The organism is Falsigemmobacter intermedius, assembly GCF_004054105.1.
GTDB classification, from domain to species: Bacteria; Pseudomonadota; Alphaproteobacteria; order Rhodobacterales; family Rhodobacteraceae; genus Wagnerdoeblera; species Wagnerdoeblera intermedia.
Genome location: NZ_SBLC01000023.1, coordinates 25,269 through 42,522 on the forward strand (window position 1 = coordinate 25,269; position 17,254 = coordinate 42,522).

General features: G+C 62.3%; 14 protein-coding genes. 6 read left to right on the plus strand and 8 right to left on the minus strand.

Going from position 1 to position 17,254, the window contains the following annotated elements:
- Positions 1-43 precede the first annotated feature (43 nt).
- Positions 44-1,225, minus strand: coding sequence for an NAD(P)/FAD-dependent oxidoreductase (locus tag EP867_RS14175; RefSeq protein ID WP_128490140.1), 1,182 nt, complete (start codon positions 1,223-1,225; stop codon positions 44-46).
- 125 nt (positions 1,226-1,350) lie between these two features.
- Between EP867_RS14175 and EP867_RS14180 the strand changes: the two genes are divergently transcribed.
- Positions 1,351-2,124, plus strand: a complete 774-nt coding sequence (locus EP867_RS14180; protein ID WP_128490141.1) for a helix-turn-helix transcriptional regulator — start codon at positions 1,351-1,353, stop codon at positions 2,122-2,124.
- 337 nt (positions 2,125-2,461) lie between these two features.
- Here EP867_RS14180 and tsf read toward each other — a convergent pair whose 3' ends face one another.
- Together tsf and rpsB are read right to left on the minus strand one after the other, a co-directional pair.
- The gene (tsf, locus tag EP867_RS14185; protein WP_128490142.1) at positions 2,462-3,370 is read right to left on the minus strand and encodes a translation elongation factor Ts; all 909 of its coding nucleotides are present in this window, start codon (positions 3,368-3,370) and stop codon (positions 2,462-2,464) included.
- An 85-nt stretch (positions 3,371-3,455) separates the two neighbouring features.
- Positions 3,456-4,220 carry a 30S ribosomal protein S2 gene (gene rpsB / locus EP867_RS14190; protein ID WP_128490143.1) on the minus strand — a complete coding sequence of 255 codons (765 nt, stop codon included), beginning with the start codon at positions 4,218-4,220 and terminating at the stop codon, positions 3,456-3,458.
- A gap of 186 nt (positions 4,221-4,406) precedes the next feature.
- Here rpsB and EP867_RS14195 point away from each other — a divergent pair, with 186 nt between their 5' ends.
- Positions 4,407-5,027 (plus strand): nucleotidyltransferase family protein, encoded by a 621-nt coding sequence (locus tag EP867_RS14195; RefSeq protein ID WP_128490144.1) that lies wholly within the window; start codon positions 4,407-4,409, stop codon positions 5,025-5,027.
- A 147-nt stretch (positions 5,028-5,174) separates the two neighbouring features.
- On the opposite strand, the gene EP867_RS14200 is transcribed toward EP867_RS14195, so the two are convergent.
- Both EP867_RS14200 and EP867_RS14205 read right to left on the minus strand, forming a co-directional pair.
- Positions 5,175-7,376 carry a Hint domain-containing protein gene (locus EP867_RS14200; RefSeq protein WP_128490145.1) on the minus strand — a complete coding sequence of 734 codons (2,202 nt, stop codon included), beginning with the start codon at positions 7,374-7,376 and terminating at the stop codon, positions 5,175-5,177.
- Positions 7,377-8,250: 874 nt separating this feature from the next.
- On the minus strand, positions 8,251-8,913 hold the full coding sequence (locus EP867_RS14205; RefSeq protein ID WP_128490146.1) for a PRC-barrel domain-containing protein: 663 nt from the start codon (positions 8,911-8,913) through the stop codon (positions 8,251-8,253).
- Positions 8,914-9,257: 344 nt separating this feature from the next.
- Here EP867_RS14205 and serS point away from each other — a divergent pair, with 344 nt between their 5' ends.
- The 4 genes from serS (at position 9,258) to EP867_RS14225 (ending at position 14,508) form a co-directional block, all read left to right on the plus strand.
- Positions 9,258-10,547 carry a serine--tRNA ligase gene (gene serS / locus EP867_RS14210; protein ID WP_128490147.1) on the plus strand — a complete coding sequence of 430 codons (1,290 nt, stop codon included), beginning with the start codon at positions 9,258-9,260 and terminating at the stop codon, positions 10,545-10,547.
- Positions 10,548-10,847: 300 nt separating this feature from the next.
- Positions 10,848-12,077 (plus strand): MFS transporter, encoded by a 1,230-nt coding sequence (locus EP867_RS14215; protein WP_128490148.1) that lies wholly within the window; start codon positions 10,848-10,850, stop codon positions 12,075-12,077.
- Between the two features lie 11 nt (positions 12,078-12,088).
- The gene (locus EP867_RS14220) at positions 12,089-12,775 is read left to right on the plus strand and encodes an orotate phosphoribosyltransferase (RefSeq protein ID WP_128490149.1); all 687 of its coding nucleotides are present in this window, start codon (positions 12,089-12,091) and stop codon (positions 12,773-12,775) included.
- A gap of 233 nt (positions 12,776-13,008) precedes the next feature.
- Positions 13,009-14,508: a replicative DNA helicase gene (locus EP867_RS14225; protein ID WP_128490150.1), complete on the plus strand. Its 1,500-nt coding sequence runs from the start codon at positions 13,009-13,011 to the stop codon at positions 14,506-14,508.
- Between the two features lie 43 nt (positions 14,509-14,551).
- On the opposite strand, the gene EP867_RS14230 is transcribed toward EP867_RS14225, so the two are convergent.
- From EP867_RS14230 to fabG, 3 genes are all read right to left on the minus strand, one after another.
- Positions 14,552-15,790, minus strand: a complete 1,239-nt coding sequence (locus EP867_RS14230) for a DUF2254 domain-containing protein (protein ID WP_128490151.1) — start codon at positions 15,788-15,790, stop codon at positions 14,552-14,554.
- 113 nt (positions 15,791-15,903) lie between these two features.
- Positions 15,904-16,140, minus strand: a complete 237-nt coding sequence (locus EP867_RS14235; RefSeq protein WP_128490152.1) for an acyl carrier protein — start codon at positions 16,138-16,140, stop codon at positions 15,904-15,906.
- Positions 16,141-16,291: 151 nt separating this feature from the next.
- Complete coding sequence (gene fabG, locus EP867_RS14240; protein WP_128490153.1) at positions 16,292-17,032, minus strand: 3-oxoacyl-[acyl-carrier-protein] reductase; 741 nt, start codon at positions 17,030-17,032, stop codon at positions 16,292-16,294.
- Positions 17,033-17,254 lie beyond the last annotated feature (222 nt).

Here is a 17,254-nt window from a genome sequence, read left to right on the forward strand (position 1 = left end):
CCGACAGGGTGCGGGGCAGCGCCCCGCCTCCCCCGCCCGCCTGTTACACGATGGCCATCTCCAGAAACGGCCGCCCCGCCAGCACCCGCTCAACCCCCAGATCACTCAGATCAAGGCTGCGGTAGCCCCCAGTCAGAATCAGCTCCGCAATCCCGCGCCCGGTCGCCGGGGACTGCTGCAGACCATGCCCGGAAAATCCATTCATCAGATAGAGATTCTCCCGCGCCGGATGCGCGCCCAGAATCGCATTCTGATCGAGCGTATTGTAATCATAATGCCCGACCCAAAGCCGCTGCACCCGGCAGGCGTCAAAACCCTCTGAGCGGTTATAAAGCATCGGCCAGATCACCTCTTCAAAGAGATGGGCATCGGGCTCAAAATCATCCACCGCGCAGGGTCCATCGCCCTCAGGGACCGTTGCCGTGATCCAGCCCTGATGCTCGGGGCGCATATAATAGCCCTGATAATCAATAATCAGCGGCGCCTCCGGATGGCGCGCATTGGGAGCATCAATCACGAAAACGGTGCGCTTGCGCGGCTCAACGGGCAGCGTCAGCCCCGCCCATTCCATGACCTGCGAGGCCCGCGTCCCGGCCGCATTCACCACTGCCCCGCAGCCGAGCCGCGCGCCGGAGGCCAGCTTCACTGCGGTGATCCTTGTGCCCTCCAGCTCAAGCCCCACGGCCTCGTCTTTCAGAAAAACCACGCCCTGACGCCGGGCAGCAGCGCGAAAACCGCCCAGAAGGCCCATATTATCAAACCAGCCTTCGTCACGGTGGCCAAAAGACCCCGCACTCAGATCTTCGGTTTTCATCCAGGGAAAGCGCTTTGCAATGGCCTCCGGGTTCAGCACCTCAGTCGCTGCCCCGAAGCCGCGCTGCATCGCGGCCAGCTCTTCCAGCTGACCCGGCGCCTCGGCAGAGGCCCCCAGAAACAGATAGCCGTTCTCCTTCAGGCCCAGATCACCTTGCCCCGGCTCCAGCGCGAGTTCCTCGCCAAAATTACGGATAAACTCCACCCCAAAGCGCGAAATCTGCACATTGACCGGATTGCTGAACTGGCTTCGCACCGAAGCCACCGAGAGGGCCGTGGCCGAAAATGCATAGCCCGGATCCCGCTCAATCACCGCCGCACGCAGCTCCGGCTGCATCCGCGTCAGCCAGAAAGCCGCCGAAGCACCTGAGACAGCGCCGCCTATTACCACGACATCAAAATTTTGCGTCACGGCCCACTCCGTTCAAACAGGTTGGAAAGGCCTTGTGCGGCCTTGTAATACCGGGAATAGAATGAAAACAAGGAACTTGAGCAAGGCCTCTTTCAGAGGCCCGGACGACAAAAAAGGTCGACAGTTTGACTGATGCGCTCTCTCAGATCCGAAGGATCGTCAGCGCCCGGACGCCGGAGGCTGTCTGGCACGAGCTTGCTGCCGCGTTGAAGCCCTTCGGGTTTGACCGGATCCTTTATGGTGCGACCAGCAACCGTCGGGAAGGCTCCGTCGGCGACATTCAGGATGTGGTCTCCTTCACCACCATCGCCCGCCATCCCGGCCGTGGCCGGGAGGATATGAGCTTCTTCATCCGCACCCCGATGTTTCGCTGGGTGATGAACAACTCTGGCGCCAGCTCCTGGCGTTGGGCGGAAGAGCAGTTCGCCAAAGGCCTGCTGACCCCCGATGAAGTGGCCGCCCGTGATCTTGCCCGCAAAAGCGGTCTCTGCGCAGGTTATGTGATCTCTTTCGAAGAGCCGGGATCGCGCCGCGCAGCCGCGCTGAGCATGATCGCGGCCCCCGATCAGACCCAGGACAGCATCGACGCCATGTGGGCGGAGAAAGGCGATGAGATCATCATCCTCGCCCAGACAATGCATCTTAAAATTCAGTCGATGCCGCTGAAAGTGCACCGCCGGGCGCTCTCACCGCGCCAGCGCGAAGCGCTTGAATGGGTGGCTGAAGGCAAGACCAGTCAGGATATCGCCATCATCATGGGCATCAGCCCCGGCATGGTGGAAAAGCATCTTCGGCTGGCCCGTGAATGCCTTGATGTGGACACCACCGCACAGGCGGTCGCCAAGGCCGCGATGTTCAATCACCTCTACGCCAACCCGACGGGCGAGCCGAAACGTTGATTTAAAAGCACCTGGCCCCGGATGGAGGCCCGGCCCGGGAAACAGCACCGGGACCTGGGCGTTGTGACCGGTCTGGAGGCAAGCCGCACAACCGGCTCATTTACACCGGTCTTTCCCGGCTGTCCTTTCCGCCCGCAGAATGGCCTGCGCAGCTGCATTAACGCACCACATCCGGCGCTCTGCGCCCGCCACAAACCGGATCGCTCCGCCTGCCTGCAGGCCAGCCGTTTCTGAACGCCACTTTTCGCACTGACACCCCGGAATATAAAAAAGCGCCCCGAGGGGCGCTTTTCCATCTGAAACCCTGCTCTGCTCCGAAAAGCAGAGCAGGAGAAAATCAGCCCTGCAGGGTCTTTGCGACTTCTGCAGCGAAATCTTCTTCTTTTTTCTCGATGCCTTCGCCGCAAGCGACGCGGGCGTAACCGGTGATTTCCACGCCGGCTTCTTTTGCAGCCTGCTCAACCGTCAGATCGGGGTTGATGACGAAAGCCTGGCCGAGAAGGGTGTTCTCTGCGAGGAATTTCTTCATACGGCCCGGGATGATGTTGTTGTGGATGACCTGCTCGGGCTTCGGCTTGGCCGAGGAAGCGTTCTCTTCCAGAGCTTTTGCGGTCTGCACGGCCAGTTCACGCTCAACCACGACCGGGTCAAGGGTGGCTTCCGACAGCGACAGCGGGTTCGTTGCAGCGATGTGCATTGCGAACTGCTTGCCGATTTCCTGTGCTTTCGCCGCATCGCCGCTCAGAGCAACGAGAACGCCGATTTTGCCCATGCCTTCAGCGGCAGCGTTGTGCACGTAGGACACAACGGTCTCGCCTTCCAGAACTTCCAGACGACGGAAGGTCATGTTCTCACCGATGACGGCGATGGCGCTGTTCAGGGTCTCTTCAACGGTTTTGCCGTTCAGGGTTGCCGCTTTCACAGCTTCCACCGACTGGCCAACTTCGAGAGCGACGCCTGCGATGCCGGCAACCAGAGCCTGGAAGTCAGCGTTTTTCGCAACGAAGTCGGTTTCCGAGTTGATCTCGACAGCGACGCCTTTGCCAGCAGCAACGGCCACACCGATCAGGCCCTCAGCAGCAACGCGGTCTGCTTTTTTCGCAGCTTTCGCGAGGCCCTTGGTGCGCAGCCAGTCGATTGCCGCTTCCATGTTGCCATCGTTCTCGACCAGCGCTTTTTTCGCGTCCATCATGCCGGCGCCAGTGGTCTCGCGCAGCTCTTTCACCATCGCAGCGGTAATGCTCATGCGACTTCTCCTTGGAATTTGAACGGAATCGGGCGGGGAACGTTCATTCCCCGCCCGGTATGATTAGCCGGTAACGGGCCTGAGATCAGGCTTCAGCTTCCGAGATCACTTCTTCTGCCGGAGCTTCTTCCAGTTCGCCCAGGTCGATGCCTGCTGCGCCCATCTGAGCCGACATACCGTCGAGAGCTGCACGTGCAACCAGGTCGCAGTAGAGAGCGATGGCGCGGGCCGCGTCGTCGTTGCCCGGGATCACGTGGGTGATGCCTTTGGGCGAGCAGTTGGTGTCAACCACTGCGACAACCGGGATACCCAGTTTGTTGGCTTCGAGGACTGCGAGGTCTTCTTTACCAACATCGATCACGAACAGCAGGTCCGGAACGCCGCCCATGTCGCGGATACCGCCGAGCGAAGCGGTCAGTTTGGCCTGCTCACGTTCCATGTTCAGGCGCTCTTTTTTGGTGAGGCCTTCAGCACCGGAAGCGAGTTGCTCGTCGATGGCTTTCAGACGCTGGATCGACTGCGAAACAGTTTTCCAGTTGGTCAGGGTGCCACCGAGCCAGCGGTGGTTCATGTAGTACTGTGCGCATTTCTCAGCAGCATCAGCGACAGCTTTCGAAGCCTGACGCTTGGTGCCGACGAAGAGAACGCGACCGCCGCGTGCGACGGTGTCGCGCACGACTTTCAGAGCCTGATCCAGCATCGGAACGGTCTGAGTGAGGTCAAGGATGTGGATGCCGTTGCGATCGCCGTAGATATACTCGGCCATACGCGGATTCCAGCGCTGAGTCTGGTGACCATAGTGAACGCCAGCTTCGAGCAGCTGACGCATCGAGAATTCAGGAAGAGCCATCTCTTATCCTTTCCGGTTTGTACCTGAGCGAAGGTTTCAGGGTTTCCCCCAACCGGTGGACCTGACAGGATGTCTCCCTGTCAAAGCCCGCCTTCGCCTGTGAAGTGCTGCGCGTGTATCCTGCGGGCGATCAGATGACAAGCACAAAGAGGGGCTCTGCACGCCCCGGCCCAAAGGTTTCGCGCCATGCCTGCTGCCCTGCCCCTGATCCTGCTGCCCGCTGCCGGAGCCTCAAGCCGCATGGGGCCTTTGCGGGACAAACTGACCGAGGATCTGGACGGAGAGCCTCTCTTGCGCAACCGCACCCGCATGGCCCTGGCGACGCGCTGTCCGGTGCTGGTGACACTGCCCCCTGACAGCCCCGCACGCCTTGCGGCACTTGAGGGCCTGGCGGCAGAGATTGTCTTTCCCGAAGCTGCCGCTGAGGGGATGTCCGCCTCGCTGCGGGCAGGCGCGGAACGGGCCGCCCGAACGGGACGGGCTATGATGGTTCTTCCCGCCGATATGCCCGAGATCACCCTCGCGGATCTGCAGCTGCTGCTGGACGCGTTTCGCGCCGATCCCTCGCGCATCCATCGCGGGGCCGGTGCCGACGGGCGGCCTGGCCACCCGGTCCTGCTGCCCGCAGATCTTCTGGCGGAGGCTGCGCAGCTGCGCGGCGATCAGGGCGCAAAGCCGCTGCTGCGGGCCCATGCGGCGCGGATCACCCTTCACGCCCTGCCCGAGGCCCATGCCCTCACCGATCTGGACACGCCCGAAGCCTGGGAGAGATGGCGCGCGGGGCGGCGCAACCCCTCGGCGAACTGAGCGGCGGACAGGACCCGGCGGTCTGTGACCGCCAGCGGGCTCGGCCCGCCCCGGACCGGGCCTGTGGGGTCAGAGCGGCTCCGGAACGACAAAGGCCGGCGGGATCACCCGCCGGCCTTGCCATGCAACCTGGGCCTTCGCCCGCTCTCAGCGGCGCAGCAGCAGGGCTTCGTGCTTTTTCAGGGTCTTGCGGGCAGCGACATAGCTGTCGATGCCGCGGCTTTCCTGCAGTTCGGGGAAGATCTCAAAGATCTCATTGCGCTGTGCGTTGCCCATGCCCTGGAGAGACTGATCGCCGGGCTGGAAGGTCTCGGTCCAGGCCCCGTCGGAGAGGACAACTTCATGGCGGTCGCACATGAAGTGCAGATAGCTGGTGCCCGAGCTGATGATCGGGGTGATCCCCTCAATGCCGACCAGATGCTTTGCCGCGACCAGAACCTCATGCTCATCGAAATAAAGCGCCGTGCGGTCATTGGCGACGAGCACCCGGTGGTTGGGGCTGACCATCATATCCCGCTCGGGCAGGCCATTGCCCAGCGCGCCGCGACGGATCATCACCGGCTGCAGATGCGAGGCCATGGCAAGCTCTGCCGCCGAGAGATGACGCGCCCCGGTCCAGCGGATCTCCTGGATGCCGTTGTCACGGGTCATCACGCGGTCACCGACCTGAAGATCCTGCACCGGCACCGGCCCCTTCGGTGTCGCGATCAGAGTGCCCGGCGTGAAGCAGGGGATGATCTTCTCAATATCGAAGAAATGCGACCGCCCGGTCTCATTGCCCTCAGTATCGAAGAAGGTGATATAGCCGTTCTCGATGTTCTCAGGATCGCGCCAGACACGCAGCGGCCCCATTCCGGTCAGATCCAGGGTGTCCCAGTCGTCACCGCCCGAACCACCGTCGATCAGATCCCCGGGATTTGCCCCCAGGATGAGGTCACGGTCATCGCCGCCGAGCAAAGTATCCGCCCCCTCTCCGCCGCGCAGCGTATCCGCACCCGCGCCGCCCACCAGGAGGTCATCCCCGCTGCCGCCATCCAGCAGATCATAACCATCCCCGCCGAGCAGCGTGTCATCTCCGGCGTCACCGTACAGAACATCGTCCTTTGCGCCGCCGTCGAGCAGGTCATCCCCGTCGCCGCCGTAAAGACTGTCCTGCCCGCCTTCTCCCAGAAGGGTGTCGTTGCCCGCGCCGCCGTAGACAGAATCCGCGCCGGTGCCGCCAAAGACGATATCCGCACCCTGCCCCGCATAAACGGTGTCATTGCCCGCGCCCGCAATGATGTAGTCATCATCGTGGACGTGACCCGACAAAAGCGCATCGCCACGGTCGACGAAGTCCCCGTCATTGTCGCCGGTATAGGCCGCGTCGATCACATCGCCCGCGCCGGTCCCCCAGACAATCCCGTCGCGATGGCCGCCGGTATTGCCGCCGTTCGAGACATTCACCGTAACGGTGGCCGTATCTGAACCGCCGCGACCGTCCGAGATGGTGTAGGAAATCGCCACATCGCCCAGATAGCCTTCAGGCGGGGTATAGGTCAGCGTGCCATCGGGATTGATAACCACATCGCCGACATCCGCCGTTGCAGAGGTGACCGTCAGGCTGTCGCCGTCGGGATCCACATCATTGGACAGCACCGGAATGATGACGGAACGATCAACCGCCGTGTCTGCGCTGTCGTCGCGGGCATCGGGATCCTCATTTTCAACGATGTTGTCGACGCTGTCTGAGAAGGACAGATAGCCCACGCTGCCGTTGAAAAAATCCTGCAGCGGCCAGAGCGTCCCGGCCTCGGTGCTGGCCGCGCTGGTGCCGACCTTCCACTGCACCTCAGGACTGGGCATCTCCATGGTCAGCGTGTTGGGCACATCATCCAGATGCGTCGCACCGGTCGTGAGGTTGTTGATGACCAGCTGGCCGGGGGTCTCACCGCCGTAGTTCCAGGAGTAGCTCAGATCAACCTGATCGTTGGGATTGATGAACCCGGCCTCCGTGGTGAAAACGGTCGGTCCATCAGGGCTGTCATGGCTGACGCGGATGGCGCCGTCCGGCATCACATCGACGCGAAAACCGCTGCCTTCTTCCCGACTGTCGCGCGACAGGACCGTATCCGGCCCCTCGCCCGAATGAGAGGTCATGCTGAATTCAAGCGCAACGGTGCCGCGTCCGTCCTGAAACATCTCAGCAGGGTAAATCTTGGCATAGGCCGTATTGCCGTCAAGCTGCAGCCGCCCCTCAGCGGCAGCCGCGCCGCCCATATACATGCCCTGCTGCGCCCCGTTATCAAGCGCACCGTCGCGGAGGATGTTGTCGGGATCGTTAAAATCGTAATAGGCAAAAACCGGCATTTCTCTAACCTCATCTTCCGGCGCTGGCCAGGCCAATTAACGCTGCGGGCCCGCAACTTCGGGCAAATACGACCTCTCCCTTCACGCAGAAGTCCTGCGCCTGAGGGGCGGTGAAACGTCATCTCTGGAGACGACAGCTCCGCTCTGGCGAAGCTGCGTCCCGGCTCTGCCGACAGGAAAAGAAGGCGGCCGGATCAACATTCATTAGACTTAGATTTAGTTTGAAATAAAGCAAAATCCCGGCAAACAGGTCTCAATCAGGGCAGCCCGAAACACGCTCCACGGGTGCACTCAAAAGGCGATTTCCTCACTATTGTTTCGCCCTCAAACTGTTTTTGCCGAGTCCCGCAGCGAGCAAGGTCGGGAAATCCTCCCGTCCTGGCACGGCATGGCGGGCGGGTTTTTCGTATTGATGTCCAAAGGGAAACAAACAGAACAATCCGGGATTGCGTCGCAGCGTTAACCCTGTTCACAGATTTATCATCACGGCGCCTGACAGCCGCACATCTGTGCGCCGCATTCTCAGGTCGCATACAGCCATAGCGGGAATTCCGGAGCTTCAGGACGAATCACCCCGGACATCGCATCTGAAGGGTAATCAGACATGGTCAAGCCCGCGCTCTGCCGCAGGGTCCGAGCGGCACGGCCCCGGGCCACAGGGCTGATGCCTCTCCCGGTCAGATCCGCGCGGTTCAACCCGGAATCGGGCGCGGCAGACAGGCGGCCAACCGCTCTGCAAAGTCTCTCTGCGCCATGTCCGCCCCCCCGGCACACCCCGCGCATAAAAAACCGCTCCCCGGGGACGCCAGGGAGCGGCATGTTATGGCGGGTCATCCGCCCTCCTCCTCACCTCCGGCCAGGCCGGCTCGCGGAGTTACTGTGCGGGCGCTTCCCAGGCAGGAAGCGACTTCAGCACGTCTTCCGTCAGGCTCGAAACAACAATGAAGTTGTCAGAGTCATTTTTGAAAATACCGATCTGATCGGGGGTCAGCTGCACGGTATGCGCACCAAGACCCAGGAAACCGCCGATGTCAGCGATCAGCGCCTCCGGCAGGCCCGCAGAGGTGCTGCGCAGTTCGGTGACGCGGCCGACGTCCTTCCCTTCGGCACTGCGAACCTCAGCGCCTTTCAGCTGATCGGCGGTGACGACAGTGAAATCGGCGATCTGGGTATAGCCCTCGGGCGCCAGAAGTCCCGTGGCCATGGCCGGCACTTCCGGTGCCGGCGTGGTCACCGGCGCTGCCGGGGCAGCGCTTGAAGCCGGCGCGGGCGCAGTGGCATCCGGTGCGGGTGCCGCGCTTGGTGCCGGAGCATCAGCCGTTGCACCGAGATCGGGCTTCGTCTGCACATCGACCTGCCCGGTAGGGGACGTGGTGGGCGAGGTGCCATCGGGGGCCGTCGGGGTGGTATGCGGCGGCAGGCCCGGCGGGATGGTCGTATTTGCACCATCCGGGGCCGTCCCCTGCTGCGCAAAGGCAGGCGGGGCAAGCAGGGCGACGGTGGTGATCAGGGCGGCAATCGGGTGGGTCTTAAACATTTTCTCCATCTTCTCCTCGTCAGTCTGACCGGATATCCGGGACATTGCCCGGACGGATGTGAGGGCAGAACGGCTCTCAGCCGCACGGCGCTCATGATGAAATGACAACGGCACAGAGGCCGCCCGGCTCCCCCGCCGGGTGAAATCACTGCCGGATTTTACATCGAAACGCGGGTTTCAGCCACTTCCCGTGCCATTTTCCGGCGAAACTCTGCCTCTGGCAAAGCTGCGACGGGAACCTGCGCGTCACCAGGCCGGACGCAGTGGCCTTGCCTGAGCGCAGGGGGCCTGGTATTGCCGGAGAGACCGGGCGCGCGCCGCCCTGACCCATCCGGAGCCGATCCATGCACGACATTCGCTTCATCCGCGAAAACCCCGAAGCTTTCGACCGCGCGCTTGGCCGCCGTGGCCTCGCGGCGCTGTCGTCGCAGATCCTGGCGCTTGATGAGGAGCGTCGCGGCAAGATCCAGGCGGCAGAAACCGCGCAGGCCGAACAGAACCGCGCCTCAAAGGAAGTCGGTGCCGCGAAGGCCCGTGGCGATGACGCGGAGTTCGAGCGTCTGCGTGCCCTCGTGGCCGAAAAGAAAGCCGAGATCGCAGCGCTGAACACGCAAGCCGCTGCACGCGACGCAGAACTGCGCGACATACTGATGACCATCCCCAACCTGCCCCTCGATGAGGTGCCGGAGGGCCGCGATGAAAACGACAACGTCGAGATCCGCACCTGGGGCACCCCCCGGGAGTTCCCGTTCCAACCCGTTGAGCACTTTGAGATCAAAGGCGTGAAACCGGGAATGGATTTTGAAACCGCCGCAAAGCTCTCCGGCTCGCGCTTCATGGTGCTGAAGGGCGCTGTGACCCGCGTGCACCGCGCGCTTGGTCAGTTCATGGTCGATACCCATGTCGAAGAGCATGGTCTGACCGAATGCTGGACCCCGGTTCTGGTCAAAGACGAGCCGATGTTCGGCACCGGCAACCTGCCGAAATTCTCGGAAGACAGCTATCAGACCACCAATGGCTGGTGGCTGATCCCGACTGCGGAAGTCACGCTGACGAATTTTGTCGCCGGTGAGATCCTCGATCAGGCGCAGCTTCCGATCCGCATGACCGCCCACACCCACTGCTTCCGCTCGGAAGCGGGTTCGGCGGGCAAAGACACCACCGGCATGCTGCGCCAGCATCAGTTCGAGAAAGTCGAAATGGTCACCATCTGCGAGCCCGAGCAGGCCCTCGCAGAGCATGACCGCATGACCGCCTGTGCTGAGGCGATCCTGCAAAAGCTGAACCTGCCCTACCGCACGGTGGTGCTTTGCACCGGCGATATGGGCTTTGGCAGCCAGAAGACCCACGACATCGAAGTCTGGGTTCCGGGTCAGGGCAAATACCGCGAGATTTCCTCCTGCTCGACCTGTGGCCAGTTCCAGGCCCGCCGCATGAACGCGCGCTTCCGCCCCGAAGGTGGCAAGCCGGAGTTCGTGGCAACGCTGAACGGCTCGGGCCTTGCTGTGGGCCGCACGCTGATCGCGGTTCTGGAGAACGGCCAGCAGGAGGACGGCTCGGTCGATCTTCCGGCGGTGCTGCACCCCTACCTTGGCGGCAAAACCCGCATCTCACCGGAAGGCGATCTGGTCTGAGGCAGAGCGCCTGCGTCATGACAGGAGAGGCCATCCTTCGGGGTGGCCTTTTTTGTTCAATGCCTGCCGCGTTGCGGCCCGAGGCAAGGTCTTTGAAGCCTCACCGCAGAGGTGCTGTGGATATTCTAATGAGAATTGGAAAGGGGCATCAGCGCCCGCCAACGCGCCAAGAGAACCCCTCTGAGCCCGCCTGGATCATCACGACATGCCGGAGAGGGACTGAAGTCCCCCGCGCTTCACCGCTCTTGCCTTTCTGCCTGACGGCGCGGACAGTCAGGAAGCCCGGGGAGGAGTGAGACCATGCGCCAGACGATCCAGGACAGCCGCACCGCCTGGGGGCGGCTTGGCGTGACGGTGCTCGCGGGCACCATCGGCAATGTCGGCATGTGGAGCGTGATTGTCGCCCTGCCCATGATGGCCGCCGATTTCGGCCTGGAGCGGGCGGAAAGTTCGGCGCTTTTCGCGGCCACCATGATCGGCTTTGCCATCGGCAATGTGGTGACCGGGCGGATGCTGGACCGTCAGGGTCTGGTGCCGACCCTTGTGCTTGCGGGGCTTCTGACCGGGCTTGGGCATATCGTCACCGGCTTTGCCCCGAATGCCTGGGTGGCCGGAGGGGCGCAGGTCGCGGTCGGGCTTGGCACGGCGGGCTGCTTTTCGCCACTGATGGCGGACATCTCGCATTGGTTTCGCAGGCGGCGCGGGATTGCCGTCTCGATCGCGGCCTCGGCCAATTATCTGGCGGGGATCGTCTGGCCGCTTCTCCTGACCCTTTGGGTGCCGCAGATGGGCTGGGGACGGGCCTATGCGCTGACGGGCCTGCTGATCCTTCTGTTGCTGCCGGGACTGATCTGGCTGCTGCGCCGCCCCCTGCCCGTTGAGGCGAGGGCCACTGAGGCGGGATCAGAGGGACACCGCGCTCTGCCGATCCCGCAGAGGCGCTTTCTTGTGATGGTCAGCCTTGCAGGCGTGGCCTGCTGCGTGGCGATGTCGATGCCGCAGGTGCATATCGTGGCCCTGTGCATGGACCTTGGTTTTGGCCCGGCGGTGGGCGCGGAGATGCTCTCGCTCATGCTGGCGGGCGGCGTGGTGTCGCGGCTGATCGGCGGGGCAATCAGCGACCGGATCGGCGGGCTTGGGACCCTTCTGCTTTTTGGCAGCCTGCAGATGATGGCACTGTTCCTTTATCTGCCCTTTGACGGGCTGATCTCACTCTATATTGTCAGCCTGATTTTCGGCCTCAGCCAAGGCGGCATTGTTCCGGCCTATGCGGTGATCGTGCGCGACTACATGCCCGCCGCCGTCGCAGGGACCAATGTGGGGATCGTGATGATGGCCACCATCCTTGGCATGGCGCTCGGCGGCTGGCTGTCAGGCGCGATTCACGACCTCACCGGCAGCTATGCGGCCGCCTTCCTCAACGGCATCGTGTGGAACGCGGCCAATGTCGGCATCGTGTTATGGCTGCTTTCACGCGGCGGGCGGTTGCATTTCACCCCCCGCAGTGGCAAAGCCGCCGCGTCAGCCTGAAGGAGCGCGCCATGATCCCGTCCAGCTTCCCCGCCCGCGAAGAAATTGCCCGCCTTTCGGCCGGCATGCTTCTGGATATCAAAGCGGTGCATTTCAATGCCGCAGAGCCCTTTCAATATGCCTCCGGGCTGAAGGGCCCGACCTATGTCGACTGCCGCAAGCTGATCTCTTATCCGCGCATCCGCTCGGCGCTGATGGATTTCCTGACCTGCACCGTCATGCGCAACGCAGGCCTTGAGGCCTTCGACAATATCGCCGGCGGCGAGACCGCAGGCATCCCCTTCGCGGCCCTGGTGGCAGAGCGCATGGCCCTGCCCATGACCTATGTGCGCAAAAAGCCCAAAGGCTATGGCCGCAATGCCCGCATTGAGGGTCAGATGACTGAGGGCCAGCGCGTGCTGCTGGTCGAAGATATGACCACCAACGGCTTCTCGAAGCTGTCCTTCGTCGATGCGATCCGAGAGACCGGCGCAGAATGCGGTCATACGGCGGTGATCTTCTACTACGACATCTTCAAAGACACCGTGCCGAAACTGCGCGAACATGGCGTGGAACTGCACTACCTCTGCACCTGGTGGGATGTTCTGGCCGTGGCGCGTGAGCGTAAGGCCTTTGATGAGGCAACCCTCTCTGAGGTCGAAGCCTTCCTGACCAGCCCCGACGCCTGGCGCGAAAGCCGCGGCCTGCCGACCGCCTGAACGAAGACCTGAGCCACAGCGCCGCAGGAAAAATATTTTCAGGCCGGGGGCACTCCCCGGCCTGTCTTATTTTACATCATCTCGGGGCAGAGCCTGCCCCGATCGCAAGGGGTGGTGACAACTGGCCCCAAACGCGCCAGACTGCGCAAAAGCCGCCAGCGTCTGCCCCTCGACCCTGAGCGCGCCATGCCCTAAACAAAGAGACCCTGCCGAACAGTTCTGAAAAGACGGTCATGACCGAGATTACGCCTCTTCGCCCAGTCGCCCCCCTGCCCGCCGCTGACAGCGCTGCCGAGGTGCTGCCGCATAACATTGAGGCGGAACAGCAGCTTCTCGGCGCGATCCTGACCAATAACGATGTCTACGACCGCATCGCCGCCCTGGTGAAGGCGGAGCATTTCTACGACCCCGTCCACCAGCGGATCTTTCAGATTGCGGCCTCGCGTATCCAGAAAAACGCCCTCGCCTCTCCGGTGACGCTGAAGGCTTTTCTGGAAGATGATGCCGGGCTGAAAGAACTCGGCGGTCCGGCCTATCTGGTGCGCCTTGCCGGTGCCGCCATCTCGGCCTTTGCGGCCCGCGATTATGCGCAGATGATCTATGATCTGGCGGTGCGGCGCGAACTCATCCAGCTTGGTAAAGATATCGTCGACCGCGCCGCCAAGGTCGATATCAGCTCAGAGCCGAAAGAACAGATCACCGAGGCCGAACAGCGCCTCTATAAACTGGGCGAACAGGGTGTCGTTGAGCGCGGCTTTCAAAGCTTCCTGCGCGCCGTCACCACGGCTGTTGATACCGCCAATGCCGCCTATCAGCGCGGCGGCGGCCTGTCGGGCATTCCAACCCAGCTGATCGATCTGGATAAGAAACTGGGCGGTCTGCACCCCTCGGACCTGATCATCCTCGCCGGCCGTCCGTCGATGGGTAAAACCTCGCTTGCCACCAACATCGCTTTCAACATCGCCAAGGCCTATAAAAAGGGCCGCCGCCCGGATGGCTCTGAAGGCGCGGTGGAAGGCGGCGTGGTGGGCTTCTTCTCGCTGGAGATGTCGGCCGATCAGCTGGCCGCCCGTATCCTGTCTGAGGCCGCGGAGATCCCCTCAGAGCAGATCCGCCGCGGGGATATGACCGAGGCCGAATTCCGCCGCTTCGTGGAAGCCGCCAAGGCGCTTGAGACCTGCCCGCTTTACATCGATGACACGCCGGCACTGCCGATCAGCCAGGTGGCCGCCCGCGCCCGCCGCCTGAAGCGGACCCACGGGCTGGACGTGCTGATGGTGGACTATCTTCAGCTTCTCAAAGGCACCTCCAAAGACAACCGCGTCCAGGAGGTCTCTGAGATCACCCAAGGGTTGAAGGCAATCGCCAAAGAACTCAACATCCCCGTGATTGCGCTGTCACAGCTGTCACGTCAGGTCGAAAGCCGTGAAGACAAACGCCCGCAGCTTTCCGACCTGCGCGAATCCGGCTCGATTGAGCAGGACGCCGATGTGGTGATGTTCGTCTATCGTGATGAATACTATAAAGAGCGCGAAAAGCCCGGCGATCACGAGCTGGAAAAAATGGCCGCCTGGCAGCAGGTCATGGAACAGGCCCATGGCAAGGCCGAAGTCATCCTTGGCAAACAGCGTCACGGGCCGATCGGCACGGTCGAATTAAGCTTTGAGGGCAAATACACCCGCTTTGGCAACCTTGCCCGCGAGTGGCAGAACGATCGCGACGACTTCCACTAAGATAAAGGCCGGGGATCTCCCCGGCCTTCTTCGTTCCCGCAGCTCAGTCGCGCAGCCTTTCAAGATCCTGAGACAACATCAGGGCCTCCGCAGCACGCGCACCGGCAAGGGCGCGCTGACGTTCCGCCGCCTGACGAAAGGCGGGGCTGCCGATGCGGCCAAGCGCCTCAAGCGTCTTGCGCAGGCGCAGCTGAATCTCGACCAGCCCCGCCCCGTCGCGTGCCATGAGCATGAAGGCATCCTCAAAAAGATCGTTATCAGACAGCGGTGCCACCCGCAGGCGCGGATAGGCCGGCTCCGGCGGCTCCTCCGCAAGACGCGCCGTCCCCTCGCCCCAGATCGTCATCAGCCGCGCAAGCCGCCCCAGCACATCAATCGCCGTGCCGGCGTCATTGGTCGCAGGCGACAATGCACGCGAGCCGATCTCTGCCATGACCATAAATCCGAAGCGCGGATCCTGATCGAAGGTCCGCGCAATGCCGACGGTAAACGCCTCCCGAAACTCCTCCATCTTCTCTGCCGGGCCGTCATGCCAGGCCAGAACAGTGTCAGCATAAAGAAATTTTCCAGGGTTGATCGGAATGCGAATCTCCGTCTCCAGGGTGTCAGCCAGCAGAGCCAGCCCCGGCAGATCGATATGCTGCAGATAGCCGACCTCTCCGGCCCGCAACACCACCGCCCCCTCAGGCGGCTCCCGCTCCGCATCCTCCAGCGCCACACCACCGAGCCAGGGCTGCTCCAGCCGCCCGCGGAGCGCCTGAGCGGCGGCCAGTTCAACCCGCCCCGTGGTTTCCCCCATCCGCCCCAGCAGCAGCAGATGGTTGATCCAGCGCATGAGCATCACCACGATCATCACGATGACCGCGATGGTGACCAGGAAAAGGATGAACCGCCCCCGGTCGCCATAGGCACCGGTCTTCAGCACCACCAGACCCACAATCGAAAAGATGAAGGAGCCGACAAAGCTCGACAGAACATTCTGCGCCAGACGGTCTTCCAGCAGCAGCGGCGTCGCCCGGGGCGTCACATTATTGGTGGCCGCCCCAAAAGCCCCCAGCATGGTCGACAGCGAAAAGGTCGTCACGGCCAGCATGGAGGAGGCAATAATCGTCAGGAGCGATTCGACAGCGGTCACACTGATCTCAACCGGAAACTCCCAAGGCAGCCAGGCTTCCGCAAAGACCGAGGCCAGCGCGGCAAGAAGACCAACCAGCCCCAAAAACACCGCCCGCACCCAGAGCTTGCGACTTAACTGCAGAATCTTCCAGCGCCAGCGTGTCATGCACTCTCACCCCAATCAGCTGCGGCAAGAGTGGCCTGCACTTGCCAGCCGCGCAACGAAAAAGGCGCCCCCCTTCCGGGGAGGCGCCTTTCTCAGCCAATGGCCGGAAATTCTCAGGCCGATGCTTCGGTGATGAATTTCACTGCGTCACCGAACGACTGGATGGTCTCGGCTGCATCGTCCGGGATCTCGATGCCGAACTCTTCTTCAAATGCCATCACGAGCTCGACGGTGTCGAGGCTGTCCGCACCGAGATCGTCGATGAACGAAGCGTTTTCGAGGACTTTGTCTTCTTCAACGCCGAGGTGCTCGACAACGATCTTCTTCACGCGGTCTGCGATATCGCTCATGGTACTACCTTTTCTGAAGCGGGAAGAGCCCGCAGTCTGTCCCATATCGTTCGCAAAGCCCTCTGCCACTGCGGCAAAGTCCATGCGATCCGAGCGGGGCTATAGCATGTTAATCCGGCGTGGCAAACTGTTTCCGCCACGCCTGCGGCAATCACAGCATCGCCATGCCGCCGTTGACGTGAAGTGTGGCCCCGGTGACATAACCAGCCTCGGCACTCGAAAGGAAAAGTGCAGCGGCTGCAATGTCTTCCGGAGTGCCCATACGGCCCGCAGGGATCTTCGGCAGCAGAGCCGCCTTCTGATCATCGGTCAGTTTTTCCGTCATCGCCGTGGCAACAAAGCCCGGAGCAATGCAGTTCACGGTGATGCCACGGCTGGCGACTTCCTGCGCCAGAGCTTTCGACATGCCCACGATTCCGGCTTTCGAAGCCGCGTAGTTGCCCTGCCCCGGGTTGCCGATCGCACCCACCACCGAGGTCACCGAAACGATGCGGCCATAGCGGGCTTTCATCATGCCGCGCAGACAGCCGCGCATCAGCCGGAAGCTTGCCGTCAGGTTCACGTCAATGACAGACTGGAACTCTTCATCCGACATGCGCATGAAAAGGTTGTCACGGGTGATCCCGGCATTGTTGACCAGAATGTCTACGCGCCCGCCCATCAGATCGGCAGCAGCCTTGGGAAGCGCATCCACCGAGGCGCCGTCTGAGAGATTTGCAGTCGCGACAAAAGCCCGCTCGCCAAGTTCAGCCGCCAGCGCCTGCAGCGGCGCTTCACGGGTGCCGGACAGCGTCACAACAGCGCCCGCCCCGTGCAGGGCCCGGGCCACAGCGGCACCGATGCCACCCGAAGCGCCGGTCACCAGCGCCGTTTTACCGGTAAGGTCGAACATAAGTCCTCCGTTGAGTTTCGCCGGGTGTAGCGCCATTTGCCAGCGCGCTCAACCATTGCCTTTTCCCCGCAGACGAATCAGCGAATGAGAGGGATGCCATTTGAGTATTTAAGGAACGTCTGAAAAACCTGCGCGTTTTGGCGTGATCTGATAGGATTATCGGGACGCGACGAGGAGCCCCGCCGATGCCGAAACAGCCTGCCTTTCCCGGTCTTCGCTATG

What these genes read in the sequence shown, in the direction of transcription:
- tsf (WP_128490142.1), bottom strand. Translation starts at nt 3,370, where the DNA reads ATGAGCATTACCGCTGCGATGGTGAAAGAGCTGCGCGAGACCACTGGC.
- rpsB (WP_128490143.1), bottom strand. Translation starts at nt 4,220, where the DNA reads ATGGCTCTTCCTGAATTCTCGATGCGTCAGCTGCTCGAAGCTGGCGTT.
- EP867_RS14195 (WP_128490144.1), top strand. Translation starts at nt 4,407, where the DNA reads ATGCCTGCTGCCCTGCCCCTGATCCTGCTGCCCGCTGCCGGAGCCTCA.
- EP867_RS14200 (WP_128490145.1), bottom strand. Translation starts at nt 7,376, where the DNA reads ATGCCGGTTTTTGCCTATTACGATTTTAACGATCCCGACAACATCCTC.
- EP867_RS14205 (WP_128490146.1), bottom strand. Translation starts at nt 8,913, where the DNA reads ATGTTTAAGACCCACCCGATTGCCGCCCTGATCACCACCGTCGCCCTG.
- serS (WP_128490147.1), top strand. Translation starts at nt 9,258, where the DNA reads ATGCACGACATTCGCTTCATCCGCGAAAACCCCGAAGCTTTCGACCGC.
- EP867_RS14215 (WP_128490148.1), top strand. Translation starts at nt 10,848, where the DNA reads ATGCGCCAGACGATCCAGGACAGCCGCACCGCCTGGGGGCGGCTTGGC.
- EP867_RS14220 (WP_128490149.1), top strand. Translation starts at nt 12,089, where the DNA reads ATGATCCCGTCCAGCTTCCCCGCCCGCGAAGAAATTGCCCGCCTTTCG.
- EP867_RS14225 (WP_128490150.1), top strand. Translation starts at nt 13,009, where the DNA reads ATGACCGAGATTACGCCTCTTCGCCCAGTCGCCCCCCTGCCCGCCGCT.
- EP867_RS14230 (WP_128490151.1), bottom strand. Translation starts at nt 15,790, where the DNA reads ATGACACGCTGGCGCTGGAAGATTCTGCAGTTAAGTCGCAAGCTCTGG.
- EP867_RS14235 (WP_128490152.1), bottom strand. Translation starts at nt 16,140, where the DNA reads ATGAGCGATATCGCAGACCGCGTGAAGAAGATCGTTGTCGAGCACCTC.
- fabG (WP_128490153.1), bottom strand. Translation starts at nt 17,032, where the DNA reads ATGTTCGACCTTACCGGTAAAACGGCGCTGGTGACCGGCGCTTCGGGT.